General features: G+C 43.2%; 23 protein-coding genes. 5 read left to right on the forward strand and 18 right to left on the reverse strand.

The window, feature by feature from the left end; genetic code table 11:
* A partial coding sequence (locus tag BM265_RS14905; protein WP_143098746.1) for a transposase occupies positions 1–271 on the forward strand: 271 nt, incomplete at its 5' end.
* A 198-nt stretch (positions 272–469) separates the two neighbouring features.
* On the opposite strand, the gene BM265_RS14910 is transcribed toward BM265_RS14905, so the two are convergent.
* Together BM265_RS14910 and BM265_RS14915 are read right to left on the reverse strand one after the other, a co-directional pair.
* Positions 470–841 (reverse strand): dockerin type I repeat-containing protein, encoded by a 372-nt coding sequence (locus tag BM265_RS14910; RefSeq protein ID WP_074962785.1) that lies wholly within the window; start codon positions 839–841, stop codon positions 470–472.
* A 404-nt stretch (positions 842–1245) separates the two neighbouring features.
* Positions 1246–1833, reverse strand: coding sequence for a cyclase family protein (locus BM265_RS14915; protein ID WP_074962787.1), 588 nt, complete (start codon positions 1831–1833; stop codon positions 1246–1248).
* A 1194-nt stretch (positions 1834–3027) separates the two neighbouring features.
* On the opposite strand from BM265_RS14915, the gene BM265_RS14920 reads away from it, so the two are divergent.
* A complete protein-coding gene (locus BM265_RS14920; RefSeq protein ID WP_074962788.1) occupies positions 3028–4791 on the forward strand; it encodes a leucine-rich repeat domain-containing protein in 1764 nt (587 codons plus the stop codon).
* 346 nt (positions 4792–5137) lie between these two features.
* Here the strand turns inward: BM265_RS14920 and BM265_RS14925 are convergent, their stop codons facing one another.
* The 7 genes from BM265_RS14925 to BM265_RS14950 all read right to left on the reverse strand — a co-directional run bounded on the left by BM265_RS14925 (position 5138) and on the right by BM265_RS14950 (position 9986).
* On the reverse strand, positions 5138–5929 hold the full coding sequence (locus BM265_RS14925) for a GTP pyrophosphokinase (protein ID WP_074962790.1): 792 nt from the start codon (positions 5927–5929) through the stop codon (positions 5138–5140).
* Between the two features lie 124 nt (positions 5930–6053).
* Positions 6054–6854: an alpha/beta fold hydrolase gene (locus BM265_RS14930; RefSeq protein WP_074962792.1), complete on the reverse strand. Its 801-nt coding sequence runs from the start codon at positions 6852–6854 to the stop codon at positions 6054–6056.
* Between the two features lie 29 nt (positions 6855–6883).
* On the reverse strand, positions 6884–7195 hold the full coding sequence (locus BM265_RS14935; RefSeq protein WP_074962793.1) for a hypothetical protein: 312 nt from the start codon (positions 7193–7195) through the stop codon (positions 6884–6886).
* Between the two features lie 72 nt (positions 7196–7267).
* Positions 7268–7393: a hypothetical protein gene (locus BM265_RS20930; protein ID WP_278287954.1), complete on the reverse strand. Its 126-nt coding sequence runs from the start codon at positions 7391–7393 to the stop codon at positions 7268–7270.
* Positions 7394–7467: 74 nt separating this feature from the next.
* Complete coding sequence (locus BM265_RS14940) at positions 7468–8043, reverse strand: NAD(P)H-dependent oxidoreductase (protein WP_074962795.1); 576 nt, start codon at positions 8041–8043, stop codon at positions 7468–7470.
* Between the two features lie 93 nt (positions 8044–8136).
* Positions 8137–9606: an HD domain-containing phosphohydrolase gene (locus tag BM265_RS14945; protein ID WP_074962796.1), complete on the reverse strand. Its 1470-nt coding sequence runs from the start codon at positions 9604–9606 to the stop codon at positions 8137–8139.
* Positions 9607–9623: 17 nt separating this feature from the next.
* Positions 9624–9986 (reverse strand): response regulator, encoded by a 363-nt coding sequence (locus BM265_RS14950; RefSeq protein WP_074962797.1) that lies wholly within the window; start codon positions 9984–9986, stop codon positions 9624–9626.
* 519 nt (positions 9987–10505) lie between these two features.
* Between BM265_RS14950 and BM265_RS14955 the strand changes: the two genes are divergently transcribed.
* The gene (locus BM265_RS14955) at positions 10506–11414 is read left to right on the forward strand and encodes a nucleotidyltransferase family protein (protein WP_074962799.1); all 909 of its coding nucleotides are present in this window, start codon (positions 10506–10508) and stop codon (positions 11412–11414) included.
* A gap of 115 nt (positions 11415–11529) precedes the next feature.
* Here BM265_RS14955 and leuD read toward each other — a convergent pair whose 3' ends face one another.
* From leuD to leuC, 3 genes are read right to left on the reverse strand one after another with little or no spacing between them, the layout of a single operon-like run.
* Positions 11530–12009 (reverse strand): 3-isopropylmalate dehydratase small subunit, encoded by a 480-nt coding sequence (gene leuD / locus BM265_RS14960; protein WP_024856284.1) that lies wholly within the window; start codon positions 12007–12009, stop codon positions 11530–11532.
* A 21-nt stretch (positions 12010–12030) separates the two neighbouring features.
* Complete coding sequence (locus tag BM265_RS14965; RefSeq protein ID WP_074962801.1) at positions 12031–12417, reverse strand: hypothetical protein; 387 nt, start codon at positions 12415–12417, stop codon at positions 12031–12033.
* Positions 12418–12466: 49 nt separating this feature from the next.
* Positions 12467–13729, reverse strand: a complete 1263-nt coding sequence (gene leuC, locus BM265_RS14970) for a 3-isopropylmalate dehydratase large subunit (RefSeq protein WP_074962803.1) — start codon at positions 13727–13729, stop codon at positions 12467–12469.
* Positions 13730–14024: 295 nt separating this feature from the next.
* On the opposite strand from leuC, the gene BM265_RS20205 reads away from it, so the two are divergent.
* Positions 14025–14198, forward strand: a complete 174-nt coding sequence (locus BM265_RS20205; protein ID WP_177219607.1) for a hypothetical protein — start codon at positions 14025–14027, stop codon at positions 14196–14198.
* A 246-nt stretch (positions 14199–14444) separates the two neighbouring features.
* Complete coding sequence (locus tag BM265_RS14975) at positions 14445–15950, forward strand: L,D-transpeptidase family protein (RefSeq protein WP_074962805.1); 1506 nt, start codon at positions 14445–14447, stop codon at positions 15948–15950.
* Positions 15951–16049: 99 nt separating this feature from the next.
* Here BM265_RS14975 and BM265_RS14980 read toward each other — a convergent pair whose 3' ends face one another.
* From BM265_RS14980 to BM265_RS15005, 6 genes are all read right to left on the reverse strand, one after another.
* On the reverse strand, positions 16050–16646 hold the full coding sequence (locus tag BM265_RS14980; protein ID WP_074962807.1) for a hypothetical protein: 597 nt from the start codon (positions 16644–16646) through the stop codon (positions 16050–16052).
* Positions 16647–16684: 38 nt separating this feature from the next.
* Complete coding sequence (gene coaD / locus BM265_RS14985; protein ID WP_074962809.1) at positions 16685–17179, reverse strand: pantetheine-phosphate adenylyltransferase; 495 nt, start codon at positions 17177–17179, stop codon at positions 16685–16687.
* Positions 17180–17181: 2 nt separating this feature from the next.
* Positions 17182–17730, reverse strand: a complete 549-nt coding sequence (rsmD, locus tag BM265_RS14990; protein ID WP_074962811.1) for a 16S rRNA (guanine(966)-N(2))-methyltransferase RsmD — start codon at positions 17728–17730, stop codon at positions 17182–17184.
* A 239-nt stretch (positions 17731–17969) separates the two neighbouring features.
* On the reverse strand, positions 17970–18728 hold the full coding sequence (locus BM265_RS14995; protein ID WP_074962812.1) for an SDR family NAD(P)-dependent oxidoreductase: 759 nt from the start codon (positions 18726–18728) through the stop codon (positions 17970–17972).
* A gap of 184 nt (positions 18729–18912) precedes the next feature.
* Complete coding sequence (locus BM265_RS15000; protein WP_074962814.1) at positions 18913–20544, reverse strand: hypothetical protein; 1632 nt, start codon at positions 20542–20544, stop codon at positions 18913–18915.
* Positions 20545–20789: 245 nt separating this feature from the next.
* Positions 20790–23297 carry a TerD family protein gene (locus tag BM265_RS15005; protein ID WP_074962815.1) on the reverse strand — a complete coding sequence of 836 codons (2508 nt, stop codon included), beginning with the start codon at positions 23295–23297 and terminating at the stop codon, positions 20790–20792.
* Positions 23298–23806 lie beyond the last annotated feature (509 nt).

Consider the following 23806-nt stretch of genomic DNA (forward strand, 5'->3'; position numbering starts at 1 on the left):
GAAGAATTACGCCGACAGCAAGGCTGAAAAGAAGGCAGCATATAAAGATAATACCGACAGGATCGAAGTGGAGCGTAAGTTCAGTCTCGCAAAGCGCAAATTCGGTCTTGGTCTGCTGCTCACAAAAAGAGAAGACACAACAAGAGCATCGATAGTTCTCAGCGTTATCGCAATGAACATCGACCGCCTGGCGGCGATGCTTTTGCGCTTCTGGAAAATAGTGATAAATATTCGCTTCTCATATCGCCAGCCGGTATGCCATGGATTTTAGAGGCTTGTTGAGGAGAGACTAATTACTATACGGAAGAAAACAAAATCTACGACGAATTAACTGACGCAGTCATAGAGACACCTGAAGAAACCGAATAAAAAAAAGAACAGCAAGCAGATACGTCAAATGACTTTTCTGTTTGCTGTTCTTTTTGGGCATAAAAAAGCCCCCAGTATTCCGGGGACTAATTAAACAAATTTAACCTTTCCCCTTGACTTTAGCAGAAAGTAAATTAATATCGGTAACATCAACTACACCGTCACCGTTGAGATCGGCAGCTGAAATATCATCAAGCAGCCTGATGCCTTTAACGTGAGCAACACAAAGAGTGATATCAGTAACATTTACCTTACCGTTACCGTTCACATCTCCTGGCAGGAACTCAACAACATCATAGACCTGACGCTCGGTCTCTTCAACAAGAACAGGCTTATCAAGAACAACTGTTGAATGTGTGCGTTCTGTCTCATCAACGATCACAGGAGAAGCGTATGCAGACACGGCTGCTGTACTAATACACATCATCGCTGCTGCAAGAGCTGTAAACTTTCTAACGATCACCTTATTCATTCTGCATACCTCCATTCATCATACATTCACGTCATTAATTCATTTAACAAAAGAAAAGTATTTAAAAAACCGCACCACGATTCATTCGCGATACGCTGACCTTCCTTACTATTGTCATAATACCACAACTCAAACAAAAAGTCAACAGTATAGTTCATTCTTTGTATCAATTTACATAAACCCATAATAATTAACGTGGTGTATTGTACATTACGCAAAACTCAATAATTATTTTCGGGTATAAAGTATATTAAAACTTGTTCAGTTTTTTTAGACAACAGCGTATTATTTAAGCGTAAATAGTATATAATGCACAAAGAACGGACAATTTAATTAAACAGATTAAAAATAGGTTTGGTCATTTAGTCAAAAAACACTTCCGATAAAACGGAAGTGTTTCAGAACTATATTTCAATAAGATACGCTCTGCAAGGCGCACCGTCACAGCCACCCAGATTTATTGGTGCAGCACTGAGTAAATACGAGCCTTCTGCAACACCTTGAAGACGAATTCCCTCAAGCAGGACAACGCCTGCACCCAACAGCACCAGATGAACTTCTTTTGGAGCATCTTCAGGACCGACAGTCTGGCTTTCGTTTCCTATGAGTTTAAGTCCTGCCGCAGCGAAAACCTTTGCTGCGGCAGCAGTAACTGTGCACTTTCCACCTATCAGGAGTCTTTCACAGGTTTCATCACAGCGATCCAACATCGTTTTCGCATCTTCTGCTGTAACATCGCCGTCATGATGGAAGACATAACATTTTCCTACAAATTTATCCAGAGAGATCTTATCAATAGTGATACCGTCGGCCAGAAAATGATAAGGAGCATCAACGTGCGTACCGTTATGTGCACAAAGCGAAAGTTCTGTAAGGTTACAGATATCTCCATTTTTAATGCTCATTGCTGTTTTTCTGACGGGTGGCTGATCTCCGGGGAAAACAGCACAGCTAAATAACTCCTGCGAGATGTCAATTATTCTTTTTTCCATATAAGACCTCCTATTAATCAAACGTGAACCAAATTCGACTGCTTTTGGACAATTTCCAGTTTAAGACAGGACTTTTTACAAACGAAGGCAAAATATCGTTTTCGCATAAAACTGCTTTATGCAAAAGATATAGGTTCAATAATTTCCGCGTCAAGTGATGATAAGCATTTCACACAGATGAAACACAATGTTAATATCTTGTAATAAAGATATGCGCACAAGAGCATCTGCCATTATTTTCCATCTAATTTTACAGTAATCGGTTAAAAATTGTTGTTTCTATAAATTCGATTGTGCAAAATCAACATACTTTAAATGCAAATCGTGAAAAGCGTAAAATATTGTATGAAATGTAGAAATAATCTATTAACAAATGTGATATATGACAATTAAAACCATCTATTTTCCATATATTTCCACTACTTTTTAACCGAAAAGGTTAAAGCCGAGAGATATACAAGCCTTGTTTGTGAATGATGTACAGGTTTCATATAATCCGACACCATATGATAATCATTTTTAAACAATAATAAATATAACGTTCATATTTTGCAGACAACTTCAAAACACGCCTTCACGAATTTATGGTAATTATAAACGATTAACTAGTAAATGTCAAGTACAAAGTTTTACCAAATAATATCGCAAAGTTCATAAAAAAATCTTGACGTCTCGCCGATTAGCTGTTATAATTTAAATGGAGATTTTTCTAGTAAAATCTGTGATCGTCCTGTACGAAAAAATGCTTTCTCAAACAACAGTCTGCACTTCAAAAAAATCAGACTTATCTGTTAAGGATTTTCTGATTCCACTAGGCCTGCAATTTATTTGATATTGCAAGGTCGCGTTCGTTCAAATTTTGTTCAAACCGTTTAACGATATACTACCATGAAGATCATTACTGCGATAATATGTCTCTACTGATTTGAACATTACTTAAACGTTTCAGGTGTAGTCTTTCATGGCAGGACATGTATTCACACCAAGTCTGAATACGTTTACAATCAAAATTCCTAAATCGGAATTTTATTTTCTTAAAAGACTTATCTTTTTAATTTCAGTATCGGGTCGTGCCGAAAACACCCGATAACTATTATATTTATATTTTTACTAAATATCGATCACGTGCTTAACAAGTTTCCGAATGTTACTAATTATTAGCCGCCCGGGGACTTAAGGAAGGAGATACGCTTGATGGCTAATGAAAATTTTACAATACTTGACGGTGAACTAATCTCTTACAGCGGTAACGATAAGATCGTTACTGTTCCAAACGGGGTGACAAGCATCAAGGAAGGTGCTTTCCTTGGCTGCGTTCATATAGAGGAAGTGAAACTGCCCGAAGGTCTTACTATAATTAAGCATAAAGCATTCTGGGGATGTGCACGCCTTAAAAGGATCAAACTGCCGAATACTCTCCGCACCATTGAATTCGGCGCTTTCAGAGAATGTGAATCTCTCCGTGAGATAACTATCCCCGATGGTGTGACTGTAATGGGTGATTCAGTTTTCCGCAGCTGCGATTCGCTTTCCAAGGTCTATCTTCCCGATTCCCTTACTGAACTCAGAACAAGCACTTTCTCCGAGTGTTTTCTTCTTAATGATATACGTCTTCCCGAAACCCTTGAAAGAATACCTGTAAGCTGCTTTCAAGGCTGCGCGTGCATGAAATCCATCACTATACCCGATAGCGTAAAAACCATCGGAAAAAGCGCATTCAGCGGTTGTACATCACTTGCTGACGTAAAGCTTCCATCAGGACTGAAAGTCATAGAAAAAAATTGTTTTGAGGACTGCCGCAAGCTTATGAAGCTTAATGTTCCAGATACCATTGAAGAAATCGGCGCGAACGCATTCTCAAAAAGCGGGCTGATGACTTACTGCTTCTCAGACTATCTTATCATGGGACACGTCCTTGTTCGCTACATGGGCAAGGATGAGAGTACTGCCGTTCCCGATGGTGTACGCGTTATCAGCGATCATGCTTTTGCATATAACGAAGAGTTAAAGAATGTAACAATCCCCGAAACTGTTACAGATATTCAGGATAATGCTTTTGAGCGTTGCCCTTTGCTGAAAAGTGTTACCCTGCCTTACAGTCTGAAAACTATCGGTGACGGAGTATTCTCGGAATGTGCTTCTCTTATCCATATTGAATTTCCACCCAACATTGAGCGTATCGGAAAAAAAGTATTTTCCGGCACAGGCTTTGAACAGCACAGCGATAAAGAAATGAATATCCTTTCCGGCAAGTATCTTATAAGCTACGGCGGTTCCGCAGAAGAATTGTCTATACCCGCAGGAGTCAAAGTCATAGCAGACGAAGCCTTTGTTGAATGCGGCGGAGTGAACGCTGTAACACTGCCATACGGTCTTAAAACAATTGGAAACGGTGCTTTTCGCTGGAGGAGCGAGCTGAAAAAGGTCACCATACCTTCTACAGTAAACTACATCGGAGAAAATGCCTTTGTTAACTGTCATGAGCCGGAGATAAACATTATCAGCCCTAATGGTCATCTGGGTGAAAATGGTTTTCCCGACGGAGCAAAGCTCAAGATCGTAGATGGAAGCAGAATACTGAACGTCAAGTTTACCTGGGCTGTCAAAGCTGGCGATTGTCCTGAAAGGCGTCTCTGGAATTTCGTCTGCAGCAAATCTTCAACAACATTTGCTATGCTTAATAAGCCCGAGTATAAGATTCCCTGTGCTATATGCTTCTATGATACATCTGACTACTGCAGTGACTATTTAAAAAGAAACATCGTTGAAGCTGTTTGCTATGCAACATCATACTATGATGATTCATTATTGGAACGTGTCCTTTCTTTCGGACTTCTAGATAATCTTCAGCTTCAGGAATGCATTAACTATGCGATCGAGCACAAGCTTACTGTGCAGCAGATGGAACTTATGCGCTACCGTTACGAATTTCTTGAGGGCAACGGCGTAGCTAATTGACAAACATATTTTAGTGAGTAGATAGCGAAGATTCTGCTTCTGTTATGACCTCAGCGTCTAAAATGCGCGGCACGCGGTCGACGCACTCATCGCTAATAAAAATACGAGCGTGGGCAATCACAAATGTCCACGCTCAAACTATTTTCGTATAATTATTGCCGTACCTGAAATCAATGGCGATAACTCGCTATTTTCTCGACCAATTGGAAGAAGGTAAACTAACCAGCTATCCACACAAAGCACAATTTGTCTTAGCATAAAAAGCAAAAATCCCCGAAGCACTTAAAATGCCTCGGGGCAAAACTATTATATTGATATCCGCTATGTAACGAACGCACTTTTTACATCAATAAATCGGAACATCAAAATTCTTGATCTTCTCAAAAAGTATATCGTCCTCGGATGGGATATCCGCTGCCATCTCTATCTCACTGCGGATACTCAGCATCTCACGGTCTGTGCTTGCGATGACCTCGGCACAGTCCCGGAGCCTGTCAACTATCTCCTGCTCGTTTTCAACTGCCTGCTTGTATTTCAGCTGATGTTCAAGGCTTGCCCAGAAATCCATAGCTATGGTTCGTATCTGGACTTCAACACGCATATCACGCTTCTCTTCTGCGAAGAATACAGGCACGCTGACTATCAGGTGAAGACTGCGGTAGCCGTTGGGCTTAGGTGAAGCGATGTAATCCTTGCGAGCGATGAGGGTTATATCATCCTGCTGGATAAGTGCATCGGCTATGGAATAAATATCATCGATGTACGCGCAAATTACTCTGACACCTGCAACATCGCTGAGGTTTTGCTCAATATTATCCGGTGTCATAGCAAGACCTTTGCGCTGAAGCTTTTCAGCGATGCTCGAGGTTCTTTTAAGACGGGTGCTGATAAACTCGATGGGATTGCGGCGATAACGCACATTGAATTCGGTGTTCAGCACATCGAACTTGGTCTTGACCTCTTTGATAGCACAGGTGTACATCATCATAAGCTCCTTGTACTCCACCATAGTGCCTATCAGCTGCTTTGTGTGACTGTATACCATCTCCACTTCGTCGGAACTGAGTGCAGGCAGTTCAAGTTCAGGTGAGTTTATCACCTCGGTGAACAGCTCATCGAATTTTTGCTCGCGGCCCATAACATACCTCCTGTTCTCAGCGTAAAAGTATTATACTTTCGCGCAGCTTTCGTTATTTTATCATAATACCATGCCTGTGGGTGAAAAATGCGTTATTTATCTGAATTATCTGTGAAAACTTTCCTTATTTTTCCACACCGAAGAACTCAGCGACCTTATCATTGAATTCTGGCTGCTCATATGCGCCGTGTCCGTAGGCTTCTGTCATGTAAAGCTCACAGCCGAGTTTTTCGGCGATTTCCTTTGAAGCTTCGGGCGAAACAATCCTGTCCTGCTTGTCACCTATGACCAATACGGGACATTTTATCTCTTCAAGCCTGTCATAAGTATCACAGGTCATACAGGCTTTCGTCATGCGCACAAAGGTCTGGGGATCTTTGGGACGTCCCGCCTTGACCAGCGCAGGCATTATCAGCTTAAATTTTTCAAACCTTTCAGGGGGATAATTATACTTCATGGTGCTGATAACAAGTCCGTCGATATCACCTTTTTCTGCCAGACTGACCCATTCATCCACAGCACCTCGTACAATGTCATTATTGCGTGAAAGGGTGACTCCCAGTACAAGCTTTTTCACAAGTTCAGGATGCTTTATGGCAAGATACTGAGCAGCCATACCGCCCTGAGATACGCCCATAACACAGGCATTTTTTAGCCCGATGGCATTCATAGCCGCAGCTATCTCATCACCGATATCCTCTGCAGTATAGTTCTCGGGGATAACCTTTCTGCGGTCAAAAATATAAACTCGGAACTTTTTGGTGAACTGCCTGTACATCACCGCCAGTGTAAATCCCGTACCCTTAACACGTTTCAGAGAAAGCCCCGGTATTATAACCATGACATCTCCCCCGCTGCCAAAAGCAACGTAGTCAATACTCATTCCATCGATTTCTAAAGTATCTTCCTTTACATTGTATAACATTTTCTGTCTCCTGTTTCTTTTATCTCTTTTTAAAATACTGTTGTTATGAACTTCATTATCATATTCACAAGTCCCATGAGGATATTCACCACATACAGCACACCTGCACCAAAGTTCAGCAGTACACCGATGGCACAGCCAACCGCTGAAAGCTTATATCCCGCGTCATGATCCTCTTTCACCGACTTTGCCGAGACCGCTGCGCCAACAATTATCAGCAGCATCATAACCGTGCTGACAAGCATGATATTCAGCTTAGTGCACAAAAGCACAAGCAGGATATTAATTATCCCGAATATGATACAGCCTTTCCATGACGGTTTAGCATTCTGCTCTTTCAAAATTATCTCACCTTTAAAACCTGTGCTGAAATAGCTAACAAAAAAGGCTGCCTAAAAATGGCAGCCGAAAATTTACCGTTCTACGGAGTAATACTTATTCAGCTTTGTTTTGAATATCTCCGTTACTATATCAGCAGTCACTATCGCTGCAACGACCGACACGAAAACGATAATAAATACTTTCAGACCCTTGCTCATAATGTTCCGCCTTCCTTTCTTTAGTCTGAGTAACAAATTTCTCACATATATTATACACTATTTTTTAGAGAATTTCAAGTACCTTTGCACAAATTATTACTTATATCCGCTTTGGCAGCTGACATTATGCTTTCAACATCTGCACCCCAAATATCAAGACCCTCTGCCTTGAACATTACACACTCCCCTATCCCGTAGAAATCACGGGCAAGGGCTTTAACGTACCCGAAGCCGTATTCTTCAGAAAAAATAGTTCCACCCGCTGTGGTGACATAATAGAGTTTGCGAGCCTTGCAAAGTCCCCCGAAACTGCCGTCGGGTCTGCACTCAAAAGTAAGTCCTGCTACGGTTATCTCTTCAAAGAACTGTTTCAACTCCGCAGGAAATGACATATCCCAGTACGGTGCGGCAACAACTATCACATCGGCTTCGGCAAAAAGCCTGGCGTGAAAGAACATCTTATCCGAAAAATCACAAGCGGCACAGGCTTTGTCCCTTTTAGCAAGATATGCCGCGTCCGTCCGCGGAAAATCGTACTCACAAAGCTTCACGGGTGTGACTTCACCGCCTAGTTTTTCAAGCACCAGTTCACCCAACACAGCAGTTCTTGAATTCTCTCTTACAGTCGCATCGATATATAGCACTTTCATTTACCTGCCCCCTTATTTTTCAGCTTATTTATCTGCTTTGGTACAAATATGAGCGGAAATGCACTGCACTTCCGCCCATTTAAAATCATATCATCACAGCCCGTATATCGACATTGCCATGAGTATACTGCCAACTGTTCCGCGAAGTTCGGCTATAACATCGGGCGTTGTATCGACTATAAGCTTCCAGTCGCCGTTTACAGCCGCTTCTTCAAGCTTTGCGGCACTCTCGCTTATTGAAATAGCACCTATCGTCTTGGAAGCACTTTTCAGAGAATGTACATATACCCTGTACTGCTCGACATTTCCGCAGGCTATACATTCTTCAAGATGCCTTATCCTGTCATCGGAACTGCCTGTGTACTCATTCAGCATCTCGGCATAGAACTCGGTATCATTCATGCAGTACTTCATGCCAATTGCGGTATCAAGACCGCCCGCTTCAAGCATGGATAAAAATCCGAATACCAGTTCTTTGTCTGAATTGATATTCTGCTCAACAGTAACGCCGTTATCACCTACACGATAGGAATCCGGATCCTCTCTCATGCTGTATTCGGTATCCTCATCGATCATATCAAGCATTATCTGAGCAAATTTCGGGTCAAACTGCGTGCCCATATTGTTCCTGAACTCGCTCCTGATATACTCCTGGGCATAAACATCGTGATAGCTTCTTCTAGAACTCATGGCGTCATAGGCATCAGCCACTGTGATTATGCGGACTTCCATGGGGATATCCTCACCTTTAAGCCCGTCGGGATAGCCTGTGCCGTCGTATCTTTCATGATGCCATCTCGCCGCAACAGCAAGCTGAGGCATCTCGCTGATATTTTTCAGTATATCATATCCCACCCCGGGGTGAGTTTTTATCATATCAAATTCTTCGGGAGTGAGCTTTGTAGGCTTGTTTATAACATAATCGGGTACACCGATCTTTCCGATATCGTGCAGAAGACCCATCATGTAGATCTTCTCCTGCTCTTTTTCCGAAAGACCAGCGCTTCTTGCTATCTCTCTTGAATATTCAGCTACGCGGGTAGAATGACCATTGGTATACTTATCCTTTGCGTCCACTGCACCTGCAAGAGTCTGGACTACCTGCATGGATAATCTTTCATTCCTGCGGTGTTCCTCGATAATGCTGGAGCTGAGTTTTTTAGCCTCGCTTTTAAGGTCACGCTGAAGCTTATTGAGTTCAATGGTATTCTTTACACGTAAAAGAAGCACCGATGCCACAAAAGGCTTTACAACAAAGTCAGATGCCCCAGCCGTAAGCGCTTTTGTTTCTGTATCGGATTCGGTATCCGCCGTAAGAAATATAACAGGAATATCCCTTAGTTCGTGGTTTGATTTCAGTTTCTGCAAAGTTTCAAATCCGTCCATACCTTTCAGATGAACGTCAAGCAAAATAAGATCGGGCTTGTTTTCCTTTACATAATCAAGCAAAGCCTCACCCGAATCAAGACAGTCAACAGTATACCCGTAAAGACTGAGTATACGATCTGCGACTTTAAGATTTCCTTTATCATCATCAATGACAGCTACTCTGTAATGCTCCATATACTCACGCTCCTTTATCAGATCTCTGTTCTGCTGAGAATTTTCATAAGTTCGTCAGCGGAAACAGGCTTGCTAATAAATCCGACTGCGCCCAGCTTTTCAGCCCTTTCACGCAGTTCATCTGTGATAGTACCTGACATCAGACAGACATTTGCATCGCTTATCCCGTTTTCACCACGAATACTTTCAAGCACATCAAATCCGTTTTCGCCAGGCATCTCAACATCCAGAAGCATAAGATCGGGCTTTTCGCTTTTGAAAAGCTCAACACCCTGTGCTCCACTTGATGCAGCTATACACTCATGACCTGTTTTTTTCAATATAAATCCGATCATCCTGACAGCCATGCTGTCATCATCGACTACAAGTATCCTTGACATTCTTATACCCCCAAAACGGTCAGATTCAATATAAAAAAATTATTCTCACATTGTAATTATAACACATTGAATAATAATAATCAAGTATATATTAATGAATTATTTTATGGTTAAATTTTTTGGATATGAGAATTATCTTGCATATTAGCCAAATTTTCCATTTTCTGATATATAAGAGCAACATATCCCGACGCTTTGCTGCCTGTCTTCAGAAGTTTTAATTATAATGATCTCAAGTCTGATTTAATACACACAGAGATCATTTTTTAGTACGAAGATAAAAATCTGCCGGTTCATATCGTGTATTTGTTTCCTTCTATTACATTATTATACCATAAGCTGCCTTAGGTTTCAATAGTTGTGGAATAATTTAAAAAAATCACTTATGCATGGTAATATTCCGCAATTTTTGGTAAGATTTTTCATATAACTGCTATTGACAAACATTCTAAAATATGCCATAATATTTTAAAAGAATATTTTTATACTATAAAAAATTAATCAAGGAGATAAATTATAATGAGTGCAACTCTGGTAATAATGGCAGCCGGACTTGGTTCAAGGTTCAAGGGCGGTATAAAGCAGCTGGAACCTTTCGGTCCTAACGGCGAGATAATAATGGATTATTCCATATTCGATGCAGTACGTGCAGGCTTTGACAAGGTAGTTTTCATCATCAGGCGCGATATACGCGAGGCTTTCGATGAGATGATAGGCAACCGTATAGGCGCGCAGGTAAAAGTCGATTACGTGTATCAGGAGCTTGACTGCCTGCCCGCAGGCTACACAGTTCCCGAGGGGAGAGTAAAGCCCTGGGGTCACGGACACGCTGTATGCTGCTGCAAAGGCATCGTAAACGAGCCCTTCGCTGTGATCAACGCAGATGACTTCTACGGCAAAGAGGCTTTCAAAATACTGCATGACTATCTTTCCGAAGAACAGACAGGTGACAAGCTGAAAATGTCCATGGCAGGTTTCGTGCTGAAGAACACCCTCAGCGATAACGGCGCTGTAAACAGGGGTGTCTGCAAGGTGGACGGCAACAATATGCTTGTTGATGTTGAAGAGACTTACAATATCCGCCGCGAAGCTGACGGAAGAGTTCTTTCAGGCAAGGAAGAGACTAAGGAGCTCAGCGAGGACAGCTACGTTTCCATGAATATGTGGGGCTGCCCTGCAGGATTCATCGACAGACTGAACAGCCGTTTCGAGGAATTCCTTGAAAAGAACGGCACAAGCCTGACATCGGAATTTCTTCTTCCCGAGGGTATCGACTATATGATAAAGCACGGCGAAGCAGACTGCAAGCTGCTGGAAAGCCGAGACAAATGGTTCGGCGTTACCTACGCCGAAGACAAACCATCAGTTAAGGCTGCAATTTCTCAGCTGATAGCCGATGGTGCTTATCCTGAAAAGCTCTGGAAATAATCTAAACAAAAATTGCGCTCGACTATATGATCGGGCGCATTTTTTATTGCACATATTTTCGGACTCTTACACAAAAAAAGCGGGTACTGACGATGCAGTACCCGCATTAATATTCTTATTTAAGTGAGTTCAGCAGACCATTCGAGTTTATTATCTTGATAAGGAACTCGGGGAATGACTGACCCTGATAGGTCTCACCCTTGGTCTTGTTGGTGATAACGCCTGAATCGAAATCAATCTCAACTTCGTCGCCTGCCTCGATCTTCTCGGAAGCTTCTTCACATTCTATTATCGGAAGACCAATGTTGATGGCATTTCTGTAAAATATTCTTGCAAAGCTCTTAGCGATAACACAAGAGATGCCGCTTGCCTTAATGGAAGCAGGAGCGTGCTCTCTGGAAGAACCGCAGCCGAAATTGGCTTTAGCTACCATTATATCACCTTTCTTGACGTTCTTTGCAAAATCTATGTCGATATCCTCCATGCAGTGCTGTGCCAGCTCCTCCATGTTTGCAGTGTTCAGATATCTGGCAGGGATAATAACGTCTGTATCAACGTTATCCCCATATTTATGTACTTTTCCGCAAGCCTTCATTCTATGAAAACTCCTTTCAACTTACTCAATATATCTGTCGGAATTAAAGACATTCTCGCCTGCTGCCTGCTTGCGCAGTTCTTCATACACCTGTTCAAGATAGGTTGAATCCATCTTATCCTTGGTTCGGGTTATAAAGTAGCAGACCTTTGCCTTTCCGAAAAATCCCTCTTTAACAAGACGGAAGCAGGATACGCCGTTGACAGAATCGGTATAGAAATTGTTGAAACCTTTTTTGTCAATGATAGCTTGTGTTTGTTCGATGGTGAAAACATTTCCGACTCTGAGGTCATCGATAAAAGCGAGAATTTTCTCTCTGCGCTGTGAATCAGTAAATGCTGAGCCATATTTTTTCGTAATGATACCTGACACGGTATCGTAGAAAATATCTACCAAATAGTTAGTCATAACCCGCCTCCTATCTGTTTGATTCAAATTACCCGTAGTATGGGCTGTATTACATAACGTCCGCAGGCTGAGCTATACGTCCTGCCACTGCCGAAGCTGCTGCTACATAAGGTGAAGCAAGGTAAACCTCAGACTCGGGATGACCCATTCTTCCTACGAAGTTTCTGTTAGTAGTAGCTACTGCCTTTTCGCCCGCTGCGAGAATGCCCATGTGTCCTCCCAGACATGGACCGCAGGTAGGTGCGGAAACAGCACAGCCTGATTCTATGAATATCTCCAGCAGACCTTCCTTCATCGCTGTAAGATAGATGTTCTGTGTAGCAGGGATAACGATACATCTTACATGGCTTGCTACACGCTTGCCCTTGAGTATCTCTGCTGCCGCTCTAAGATCCTCGATCCTTCCGTTTGTACATGAACCGATAACTACCTGATCGATCTTGATCTCGGGGATATCATCGAAAGTTCTTGCATTTTCAGGAAGATGAGGAAATGCTACTGTAGGCTTGATGGTGCTGAGGTCGATGGTGTACTCCTCATCGTACTCGGCATCTGCATCAGCCTCATATACTTTATACTCTCTGTCGGTTCTGCCCTTGAGATACTCCTTTGTAACTTCATCAACTGCAAAGATACCATTCTTAGCACCTGCTTCGATAGCCATATTAGCCATGCAGAGTCTGTCCTCCATAGTCAGGTTCTTCAGGCCCTCACCCATGAATTCCATGGAACGGTACAGAGCACCGTCAACGCCGATCTTACCGATTATGTGCAGGATAACATCCTTAGCTGAGCTGTACTTGGGCAGCTTGCCTACGATATTGAACTTGATTGCAGAAGGAACCTTGAACCATGTCTTGCCTGCAGCCATGCCTGCACACATATCAGTGGAACCTACACCTGTAGAGAATGCACCCAGTGCACCGTATGTACAGGTATGGGAATCTGCACCAATAACTGCATCGCCCGGAACTACAAGTCCTTTTTCGGGAAGCAGTGCATGCTCGATGCCCACATCGCCTACATCGTAGTAATGAGTGATATCGTACTTCGACGCAAACTCACGGCACTGCTTGCACTGCTGTGCCGCCTTGATATCCTTGTTCGGCGTGAAGTGATCCATCACCATAGTGATCTTATCCTTATTGAAGATATCGCTGAAACCAGCCTTGTTGAACTCATTGATGGCAACGGGTGTTGTTACATCGTTACCAAGAACAAGGTCGAGGTCAGCCATAATGAGCTGTCCTGCCTTGACCTCGTCAAGCCCTGCATGGGCAGCGAGTATCTTCTGTGTCATTGTCATAGCCATGATAGTGATCTACTCCTTATAAAACAATATTCTTATACAATTTTATTATAACTTATTTTTGCTGAAATGTAAAGTGATTAACAGAGAAAATTTAAATAAAATTTTTGGGAGTTTTTGTAAGAAATATCAAAATCAAGACTATTAACCAAAGGTTATCTGTCATGTTCATGCAATATATAAATAATTGACAACATAAAATTTCCGAGTATCTATTTTACAAAGCTGACCATAATATTAACAGGACATCTTTGAAAAAAGCAACAATTTTTTTACTATCTGGAAAGGAGAGGTAAATATGATGGGTAGATCGCTAATGACAGGCATATATGCAGGAGTTACCGTCGGAACTATTGCTTATAGTCTGGCACGCAAAACTCAGCGCGGCAAACGTAAGCTGAAAGCTCGTGCTGGCAGAGTTCTGAAAAATATGAGCAGCTTCATGGATGAGCTCTCAGATATGATAAGATAGCTTTTTGCAGACTGTCAGCGTATTTACGCCCGACAGTCTGTTTGCTGTACACTTAATTAGACAAGTAAAAGTATCGTCACAAAAAATATACATATATGACCCTTATTACAGCTCAAAATTTGTTAAAGATTTTTTCTTAAAATCCAAGTGCGACACTAGACAAATCTACTATGTATGTGGTATAATAAACTATATAAATTTAAAGAATAATGTCGTTTTGTGTTTATGTAAGGAAGGAAAATACTAATGGGCGCAGATGCTGCAGGTTACGGCAAAAAGCTCTCATCTGCCGGGAGCAGGAAACGCGGCAGAAAAAAAGTTAAGAACCAGACCGCTCTTATATGCGGTACGGCTATCGTTGCTCTGCTGGGAGCAGTAGGTATCTCATACGGCGTTGGCAGAGCATATTACAGGAACAAATTTCTGGCTGATACATTCATCAATGGTGTCGATGTAAGCGGAAAGACCTACGAAGAAGCTGTCAAGGAACTTAAAGCTGACAGTATACCCAAAGAGTTCAAGGTCACTACCATCGACGGCAAGGAGATTGCTATCTCCCCTGCCGATTTCGGTTACACCCGTAACGCTAAGGACGAGGTAAAGAAGCTTTATGACACGGTAAATCACGGCGCGTGGTTCTCAGGATATGCAGGCAGAACTGACTACAACTATACCGAAGAATCCACATATGACAGTGAGAAGCTCAAAAAGCTTCTGAACGATCAGGACTGGGGCGATGTTGAAACTCAGGATGCTTCGCTTGAACTGACAGACAAGGGTTATGTCATCGATGAAGAAGTTCAGGGAAATAAGATCACACATATGGATAAGCTGGAGGAAGCAGTTGTCGATGCGCTGGGCAAAGGCGAATTCGAAGTCAAGCTCCAAAGCGGCACGGGCTGCTATGATATCCCCCAGTTAACGTCTGAAACTTTCAAAGATCAGTGCGAAGCATTGAACAAGGTGTTCAATATATCCATAACATATGACTTTGACTACACTACAGAAACTATCACTGGTAAAACGCTGCTCTCTCTCATTGAGATGGACGATATGGGCAACTACGTCGTTGATAGAAAGGCTGTCGAGAAGTATGTCGAAGGCCTCGCAAAGAAGTATGACACTCTGAATAAAACAAGAACTTTTAAATCGACCATGCAGGGCAAAGTAAAGGTAGAGCAAAGTGATGACGGCCGTTACGGTTGGTGGATCTGGCAGGATGCTACCGTTGAACAGCTTGAAAATCTGATTGAAGAGGGCAAGGACGTTGAATCCATCGACCCGATATATTACAGCGATGGTTCATTTGAGTACACAGGCGTTGAGTCTGCGAGAACCGAAAAGGACGATATCGGCAAAACATACATCGAGATCGACTTGACAAATCAGAAGCTGTGGTATTACAAGAACGGTAAGAAGAAATACACCTGCGACATAGTTTCAGGTCAGACAACTTCTGCGGCAAGAACTACTCTTGAAGGCGTATACAAGCTGTGGTCAAAAGAGACCAACAAGCGTATGAAGGACAGGAACGCCGACGGCGAAGAGTGGGATACCACATGCAACTACTGGAACAATGTCTCACTCTGCGGTATAGGTCTGCACGACTCCACATGGAGAGGCGGCGCTTTCGGCGGCACTATCTATCAGTGGAACGGTTCTCACGGCTGTATCAATATGCCTTACGAGGGCGCTGAGTACATTTACGAGAATGTACCCCTTGGTACACCTGTTGTAATGTTCTACGATTAATAGTTAAAAATATAGCGGGCAGTTTCTAACTGTCCGCTTTTTTGTATCTTAGTACATAATACAACAAAAAAAGTCGGGGAAATTATCCCCGACCGATATTTATGCCTGTTCACTCAGCTTAATAATTGCATCTCTCATGCGGTTAACATCATCAAGGCTCTTGGACAGTCTGTTAACGTCAGACTGCAGGGTCTCGGATGCTTCACCCAGAGTAGCATTGATATTCGCGATCATTGCATCAAGTATGCTCTGTCTTTTATTGTTGGCATCTGCAATTATGTTTTCAGCCTCAGCTCTTGCGCGGCTGAGTATGTCCTCAGCGTCCTGATTTGCTCTGTCCACCTGCTCCTTTACATACTGCTCAGCTCTTGCGATTATAGCTTCCTGAGAAACAAGCTTGTCAGCCTCTGCTCTTGCTTCCTTCATAACGTTTTCTTTCTCGCTTGTAGCTGAATTCCTGATAGCATCTGCTTCCTGCTTTGCAGTTTCCAGGATAGCCTTTCTCTGAACTTCCAGCTCCTGAGCTCTCTTTATCTCGGGAGGGATACTCATTCTAACTTCATCTACCAGTTCGTGGAGCTGATCGCCGTCTACCATTTTTTTATTTGAAAAAGGTACGGTCGCGCCGTTATCGATAGTTTCGTCTATTCTTTCCAGCAGGTCATTCATTGGGGTATAATCGATGTTTTCACTCATAGTAATACTTCCTTTCATTTGCCCCGTACTTCTCGGGGTTATTTATCCTCAGGCTTATAGAGCCTGTTTTTTATCATTTCAAGCACCTCGGGTGAAACAAAGCCCGAAATATCTCCGCCGAAGCTTGCTATCTCCTTGACCACGCTGGACGAAAGGAACATATTCTCCCCCGCGGTGGTAAGAAATACTGTTTCGGCATCATTGTAAAGCTTCTTATTGGCAAGCGCCATCTGAAATTCATACTCAAAATCAGAGACCGCACGCAGACCCTTGACGATGACCTCAGCACCTGTCATTTTAAGATAATCAGCCAGCAGACCATCATAGCAGTCTACCACCACATTATCAAGTCCCTTGGTCACGGCGATTATCATCTCTATCCTCTCTTTGGTAGAGAATATCGCCTTGTTCTTGCTTCTGTTAAAGCTGACCAGTACTATGACCCTGTCAAAAAGCTTTGAAGCACGTTCGATTATATCCAGATGTCCCAGCGTAACGGGGTCAAAGCTACCCGGGCATACAGCGATCTTCATATTTACTCTTCCTCTGTCGGTATTTTAAAAATTGTAACGGCTATCTTGCCGTACTTATAACGCTTGTGTTTTTTCAGCCTGCCGTACTCATCGGCAAGTTCAAGCTCTTTTTCGTGTTCGCAGACTACTATCGCTCTGTCACTGAGATGAGCATCTATACTGCCCAGAACTTTCTCGATGATACCCTTGTTGTAAGGCGGGTCAAGCAGAACGATGTCAAACCGCCCCTTTGCCACTTTAAGGTAATCGAGGCTGTCCATGTTCAGCACACGGGATTCAGCAGTAAGCTTGCAGTCATTGATATTTTCCTTTATGACCGCTACTGCCGCAGCATTATTGTCAACAAAAACGCAGTGCTTTGCGTCACGGCTGAGGGCTTCAATACCCATCTGACCGCTGCCCGCAAAAAGGTCAAGTACCTGTGCACCGGGCACATCAAACTGTATCGCAGAAAAAACTGCTTCCTTGACCATATCAGTGGTTGGTCTTGTATCAAGGCTCTCAAGCGTTTTCAGCTTTTTGCCTCTTCTTGAACCTGTTATTACTCTCATAAAAACTCTCCTAGACTCTGATATTACTATTATACATTATTTCTCTGCTTTTGTCCAGTATATTTTTCACTTTTTTTATAATTTTCACAAACTTTCTCCTATATTTCTTCAATATCGCGATACGATAACATAATATCGCACAGAAAGGCACTCCCGAAGTTCGGAAGTGCCGATTTTTCTTATATTAGAATCTTATAATACCAATGATATAAAATATCAATAACGCGCAAAACAGGCTATCAGATCTTTTTGTCTGACTGAAGCTGTCCGGTTGCAGCAAGTATCAGGCGGCGGGGAGAAAGCTGTGCTGCCTTTGTTGCAACAGCAAGAGTCTTCTCCGGAACAATTATCATTTTTCCTGCAAACATACCCTCAACCGCACGCTTAGCACAGTATTCAGCTGAAATAGATTTCACACCGAACTGAGCATTAGCCACGGAATTGAACTCGGTGTCAACAGGTCCGGGGCAAAGGGCTGATATCTTCACACGGCTTCCAGCCATTTTTAACTCCTCATAGATAGCTCCCGTAAGACTGGTAACATAGGCTTTTGTTGCGTAATAGGTCGCCATGAGGGGACCGCCCGGCATAAGACCCGCCGAAGACGCAACATTGAGGATATATCCCCTGTCTTCTGCCTTGAAGTCCTGCAAAAACAGCTTTGTAAGGATATGAACTGCTGTAACATTGGTATCAATCATGCGAAGCTCATCTTCAAGGGGTATCTTATCGAAGTCGCCGAGCTTGCCGAAACCTGCATTGTTTACAAGCACAGTAACTCTTTCTCCGCTGACCTCTTCATGCAGTCGAATGCATTCTTCCTCACGCGAAAGGTCACAAACTATGACTCTGCTGTCGTGAAGCTCTGCAGCAAGCTCACGAAGTCTGTCCTCACGGCGGGCTGTCAGTATCACCCTGAATCCGCGGATGTCAAGTTCTCTTGCGATTTCTCTGCCGATGCCCGAGCTGGCACCTGTGACTAAAGCCGTCCTTGCCATACTATCAGTCCTTTCAATAATAATATAACTATATTATACAGCTGGAAGTACCGATTGTCAACAGTTACAGTTTTCTAAATAAATAACCTTACAGAATATTAACACCCAATACAAAAAGACACCCCTGCCATTATAAGCAGGAGTGTCGTTGATTCAATTATTCAGTCTGATGGAATATTTGTTATTATGCAGGCTGATCAGAAGAGCTCTCTGTTGCGGTCTCATTCTCAAAAGCTTCCCAGTCAAAATCGTCATCATCGTAATCATACTGACTGCCGCTGCTGTAGGAAGAAGTGGAACCACCGAACATAGAATTGTACATCTCATCGCCCAGAGTTTCCTTGAGCTTGTTCATGAAGCCCTCAGTATCGCAGGTAGTCAGATACTCGTTCATCTGCTCCTCATCAAGAGCATTGTAGATCTTAGCATCGCCGCCGGGAACTTCAACGTCGGAAGCCTCGGTCTTCTTGCTTGTCATGTTAAGAGTGAAAGCATTCTCACCATTAAAACCGAAGTCAAAGGAAATATTTACATCATCAGCAGTAGAAGTAGACTTGATCTCCATCCATGCAGACTTGAAATCTTCCTCGTTGGATTCAATATCAATCCTGATAGTACCTGCGAAGTTCTCGCCAACATTCTTCATATCAGAAATTGTGTAAACTATCTTAGCAGTCTGCTCTTCACCCTCAAGAACAGAAACAGTGTAAGTACCGTTAACGGTATCATTCTCGCTCTTCAGTGCGCCGTAAATGCTTACATTGCTGTCATCGCTAGAGAAATTCATATCCATACCTTCAGCATTATCGTTGCTTACGGTAATTACCTTTAACTCGCCCTCTTCATCAGTAGGCTTCAGGGTGAAACCAGTGAACTCGCCGTCACCGTTCTCATATGTCTCGAGTACAACAGTACCCTCGCCGTCGATCTCGCCTTTAACTTCTTCGAGCATCTTGTCGATGGTCTCTTCGTAGCTGGGTGTCTGTACAGAATCATCACTGTACTTAGCGGTCTGCTGATTAGCAGCTTCCATACCCTGATCGTACAGCTTCTTGAAATTCTCATCAGTCTTTGCCTTTTCAAGAATTGCGGTAGCAACTTTCTGACCGTCAGCTACTGTCAGTTCATAGGACTTGGAAGTATACTCATAAGAAACACCATCGATATCGCCGGTCTTCTTGCCTTCCTCCTTAGCCTCGGGGAAGTTATCCTTAAATACCTTCTCATATTCCTTGAGATCAGCCTCAAATGCCTCAGTATCGAAGTCTATATTCTCAGCAGTCTGAGCATACTGACTAAGATCCATACCCATGGATTCCTTCAGGTAATCCTCAGCTTCTGACTTGTTTACCTTGATATATGCGTCAGACAGTTCGGGAACTCTTACATACATTTCATCGCTGTTTTCTCTGCTGTATACCTGATTAACAGTTACCAGCTTCTCGCCGCCATATGTCAGAACGATATCGCCGCCTTCATTTCCGCCTTTCTGCTGGCTGGAAACGGACATACCGATCTCCTTGGGAGCAACGCCCATCTGATTTGTAAGAGCAGGACCGAAGCTTACGCTGAAACTGCCCTCATAAGCATAGTCAACTTCGCCCTTAGCGATATCAGCAGCTCTGCCGATAGTATTGCTGATGTTATCAGCCATAACACTCAGCTTAGGGGAAACAACGATAGAGCTCTGGCTCTTTGTCTTCTCGTTATCCTTATCTGCGTTTTTGTTTAAAACAAAATAACCAACGCCGGAGCCGACTACTGCGACACCGAGTACACCTGCCAATACGGGTGTAAGTACATTCTTCTTTACCATAATGCTACCTCCTGAAGGTTTTGTCTGTGTTATTCTCTCTTTCTTGCCTACCGACATCAGACACCTGTTCTCTCAAAAGGAGTCTGTGTCTTACTGCAACTTAAATATAACATATTTTTAAATTACTGTCAATAGTGAATATATTACAAATTATCTCACATTAGTAACTTGGATTAGGGCAATTTCGGGCATTTGCGACAACACGGCGACATCAAAATGATAACAGAGTGACAGTTATGTGACGGTCAGTCTCTGACATCTACGCCGTAGCTTCCGCACAGAGTTTTGAGTGCAAGTTTGAAACCGAGACCTATGGTTTTTACTTTCCAGCCGTTCTTGTTGTATATCTCCAGAGCAACTACAGAGCGCTCGTCATCGAGGCCGGGTATCTCATAGTTGCAAAGTTCTTTACCGCCGCAGCTTATACGGACTGTAGGCTTGCTTACGCGGCTGAATTCCTGTCCTTCCTTATCTCCGTATATGGCAAATGCCACAGCCAGCTTGGTAATATCTGCATCCAGTTTTGAAAGCTCGACTGTAAACATTCTTGTATGCTGAGGGTGATTGTTCACTGCTTTGTCTACGGAAGCTTTCTGTCCGAAGAATACAAGATCGGCATCGCTCCTTACCTTGCCGCTGTCGTTCAGCAGGAATATATAACCGTCGATATCAAGACCTTCTTCAGCCTGATAATCCATGTCTATCACAAGCATCTGGGACGCATATTCATTAAGGTCAAACCTTGCACCGCTTACAAGATTTACAGCGCCGCTTTCCTCAGCATCTGTGATGTCCTCCGGAGAAACATCGATTATCTCGTCATCGGAAGTATCGTTCTGCTCTCCGACTACCTCGGCAGCCGCTTCCGGGATATTATCATCCGTTTCTGCTGCGACGATTTCAGGCTCCTGCTCGATAGCGGGGATTTCCTCAGCTACAGGTTCTTCTGACACAATTTCAGGTTCAGATTCAACAACAGGAATTTCCTCAGCTACAGGTTCTTCTGACACAGTTTCGAGTTCAGACTCAATAGCAGAAAAAACCTCAACTACTTGCTCTTCCGATGCAATTTCAGATACGGGAGTGGAAATTTCCACAATTACTGGTTCTTCAACCACTGCATCAAGTTCTGTAGCAGAGATTTCCTCAACTACCGGCTCTTCTGCTACGATTTCAGGTTCGGACTCGGGAGCCGTAATTTCTTCAACTGCGGGCTGTGCAGATTCAATCTCGGGCTCATATTCAGGGATAGCGGCTTCTTCAACTACAGGCACTTCTGCAGCGATTTCAAGTTCAGGCTCAACGGCGGGAATCTCTTCTACTACAGTTTCCGCCTTTGCGACAACCGCCTGCGGAACTGCCGCTGTACCGGGTTCTGCAATGCTGCCGAAACGAACGCTTTCACCCAACTGTTTCATGCGGGCAAACATCGCTTTTTCGGCGCCTTTTTCCATATCCTCAGCAGTGAACTGCTTTTCGGCATGAATACATATAATATTGCCTGCATGGTCTATCTCCAGCACACAGCTGAAAATATCCTGCTGAGCTGAGCTTTTCATCATCGTAGCCTTGATGTAGCCGTTTCTGTCATTGCGGACAGTCTCGGTATCTATCATTTGACCGAAATTGCAAAGCTGAGCTGTTAGTCCCGATTCTGCCGCCTCAGATGAGGTCATAGTTATTATCTCGCAGTCAAAGTCGTCCGAACAGCCTTCATATAGGGTGAATCCCACATCGTTCAGGGTAAGTCTGTTCTTGTCCTCACCCCTGAGCACCGAATAATCGTCCGCAGTTATGCAGACTTCATCAGCTATCTCGAACTCCATAGGCTTGCGCTCCGGTTCTTCAAGAAGAATAAAATCAGCGCCGTTAGTTTTTGCATAATGTTCAGCGGTACTGCCCTTGCAGCCGCCTATAACAACGTCTTTGCCTGCAAATCCCCTGCCAAGGACTATGTTCTTTTTTAGGATATCGACTTCTCTGAGATCAGCACACTCCATAAGCGCACCATCGCTTATCTCCAAAAATACAGGGAGAAGTGTCAGCTTTTCGATATTTTTACAGCTGAGTTTTTCAAGCACTGTCACACCGCCGATCGCCGATGCATCATTCAGGGATATCATAAACTTTTCTGCCAGATTTTTTTCCCATTCGATACCGTTCCTGTCAGTTATGGAAAGTCTGCCGTCCTTGAACAAAAGTGCCGCGCTGTCCTCGGAATAGCTTTCGCCTGCAAAATTCAGCTGCCAGAAGACCTGACTGCCGTTTTTAAAACCTCTGCGCTCAAAACCGAAAGTGCCCGAAGTCTGCTCACCCTCCGAATAGGAGCTGCGTGTAACCGTTATATCAAGCTTATCAGCGATATCAGTATTTGCAAAAAGATCAGCTACAGCTTTAAGCTTGCTTTCAGCAGTATCATCGATTGCAGATACTATCTTATAGGAAAGACAATCAGCCCTGCCATGTGCACCAATAGTACACTTCATTTCATCGAAAACACTTTTATCCTCAGCATTCAGTGATGCAGGATCACTGCCGGACCACGCCATGAAAAGCATCTGCGGCAGATCAGTCTCGCCGCCCTCTTTCGCGAAAATCAGCCCGTCCTCGTCACGGACTGTCCTTACACCGGATGCACTGTCAAAATCCACACCTGTGATGCCGTTATTCGCAAGCACCTCCGCGAGTATGTCATCATTTATCTTATATGTTACAAGTCCGCACTGTGTTCCGCTCAAATTTATGTTATCCATTGTCGTTATCCTCCTTATTCTGCGAGAAACTTTCTCTATGACCACTCAACTGCGTCAAAGAGCTTATCATTTGTATTATATCATAATCAACAACAAAAGTAAAGATACTGTGAAAAAAATATTGAATTTTCCACTTTGTCTGTTTTATAGTAACGATGCAGAACTCTTCAAAAATATGCGACCGCATTCCATCGCACTATTTGGGTACCGAACGTATGCAAAACTCTCCTGCCTTGTACATAATAAAAACCAACTCGCACACCAGACAGATTTCGTATACCAAATCTACCAACTGATACCAAATGCATAACAACGTCTGCCCGAGGGAAACAAAAAACCCCGACTTGCGTCGAGGTTTTCTGCGAAGTATAGAAGTATATATGAAGAAAAAATATGAGGATCTCTTAGTTGCTTTCCTGCCTTCATTCCCTCGTCCCGCCATAGCTTTTGACCATGGTCGAGACGAAAGAAGAGGTGGAGAAATTGGAGAAAAAAATATATGAAAAAAA

Origin of the sequence: Hominimerdicola alba, assembly GCF_900112155.1 — a bacterium.
In the GTDB taxonomy this organism is placed as follows: domain Bacteria; phylum Bacillota; class Clostridia; order Oscillospirales; family Ruminococcaceae; genus Hominimerdicola; species Hominimerdicola alba_D.

Coding starts and splice junctions, on each gene's coding strand:
- BM265_RS14910 (WP_074962785.1), bottom strand. CDS start 841: ATGAATAAGGTGATCGTTAGAAAGTTTACAGCTCTTGCAGCAGCGATG.
- BM265_RS14915 (WP_074962787.1), bottom strand. CDS start 1,833: ATGGAAAAAAGAATAATTGACATCTCGCAGGAGTTATTTAGCTGTGCT.
- BM265_RS14920 (WP_074962788.1), top strand. CDS start 3,028: ATGGCTAATGAAAATTTTACAATACTTGACGGTGAACTAATCTCTTAC.
- BM265_RS14925 (WP_074962790.1), bottom strand. CDS start 5,929: ATGGGCCGCGAGCAAAAATTCGATGAGCTGTTCACCGAGGTGATAAAC.
- BM265_RS14930 (WP_074962792.1), bottom strand. CDS start 6,854: ATGTTATACAATGTAAAGGAAGATACTTTAGAAATCGATGGAATGAGT.
- BM265_RS20930 (WP_278287954.1), bottom strand. CDS start 7,393: ATGAGCAAGGGTCTGAAAGTATTTATTATCGTTTTCGTGTCGGTCGTT.
- BM265_RS14940 (WP_074962795.1), bottom strand. CDS start 8,043: ATGAAAGTGCTATATATCGATGCGACTGTAAGAGAGAATTCAAGAACT.
- BM265_RS14945 (WP_074962796.1), bottom strand. CDS start 9,606: ATGGAGCATTACAGAGTAGCTGTCATTGATGATGATAAAGGAAATCTT.
- BM265_RS14950 (WP_074962797.1), bottom strand. CDS start 9,986: ATGTCAAGGATACTTGTAGTCGATGATGACAGCATGGCTGTCAGGATG.
- BM265_RS14955 (WP_074962799.1), top strand. CDS start 10,506: ATGAGTGCAACTCTGGTAATAATGGCAGCCGGACTTGGTTCAAGGTTC.
- leuD (WP_024856284.1), bottom strand. CDS start 12,009: ATGAAGGCTTGCGGAAAAGTACATAAATATGGGGATAACGTTGATACA.
- BM265_RS14965 (WP_074962801.1), bottom strand. CDS start 12,417: ATGACTAACTATTTGGTAGATATTTTCTACGATACCGTGTCAGGTATC.
- leuC (WP_074962803.1), bottom strand. CDS start 13,729: ATGGCTATGACAATGACACAGAAGATACTCGCTGCCCATGCAGGGCTT.
- BM265_RS20205 (WP_177219607.1), top strand. CDS start 14,025: ATGATGGGTAGATCGCTAATGACAGGCATATATGCAGGAGTTACCGTC.
- BM265_RS14975 (WP_074962805.1), top strand. CDS start 14,445: ATGGGCGCAGATGCTGCAGGTTACGGCAAAAAGCTCTCATCTGCCGGG.
- BM265_RS14980 (WP_074962807.1), bottom strand. CDS start 16,646: ATGAGTGAAAACATCGATTATACCCCAATGAATGACCTGCTGGAAAGA.
- coaD (WP_074962809.1), bottom strand. CDS start 17,179: ATGAAGATCGCTGTATGCCCGGGTAGCTTTGACCCCGTTACGCTGGGA.
- rsmD (WP_074962811.1), bottom strand. CDS start 17,730: ATGAGAGTAATAACAGGTTCAAGAAGAGGCAAAAAGCTGAAAACGCTT.
- BM265_RS14995 (WP_074962812.1), bottom strand. CDS start 18,728: ATGGCAAGGACGGCTTTAGTCACAGGTGCCAGCTCGGGCATCGGCAGA.
- BM265_RS15000 (WP_074962814.1), bottom strand. CDS start 20,544: ATGGTAAAGAAGAATGTACTTACACCCGTATTGGCAGGTGTACTCGGT.
- BM265_RS15005 (WP_074962815.1), bottom strand. CDS start 23,297: ATGGATAACATAAATTTGAGCGGAACACAGTGCGGACTTGTAACATAT.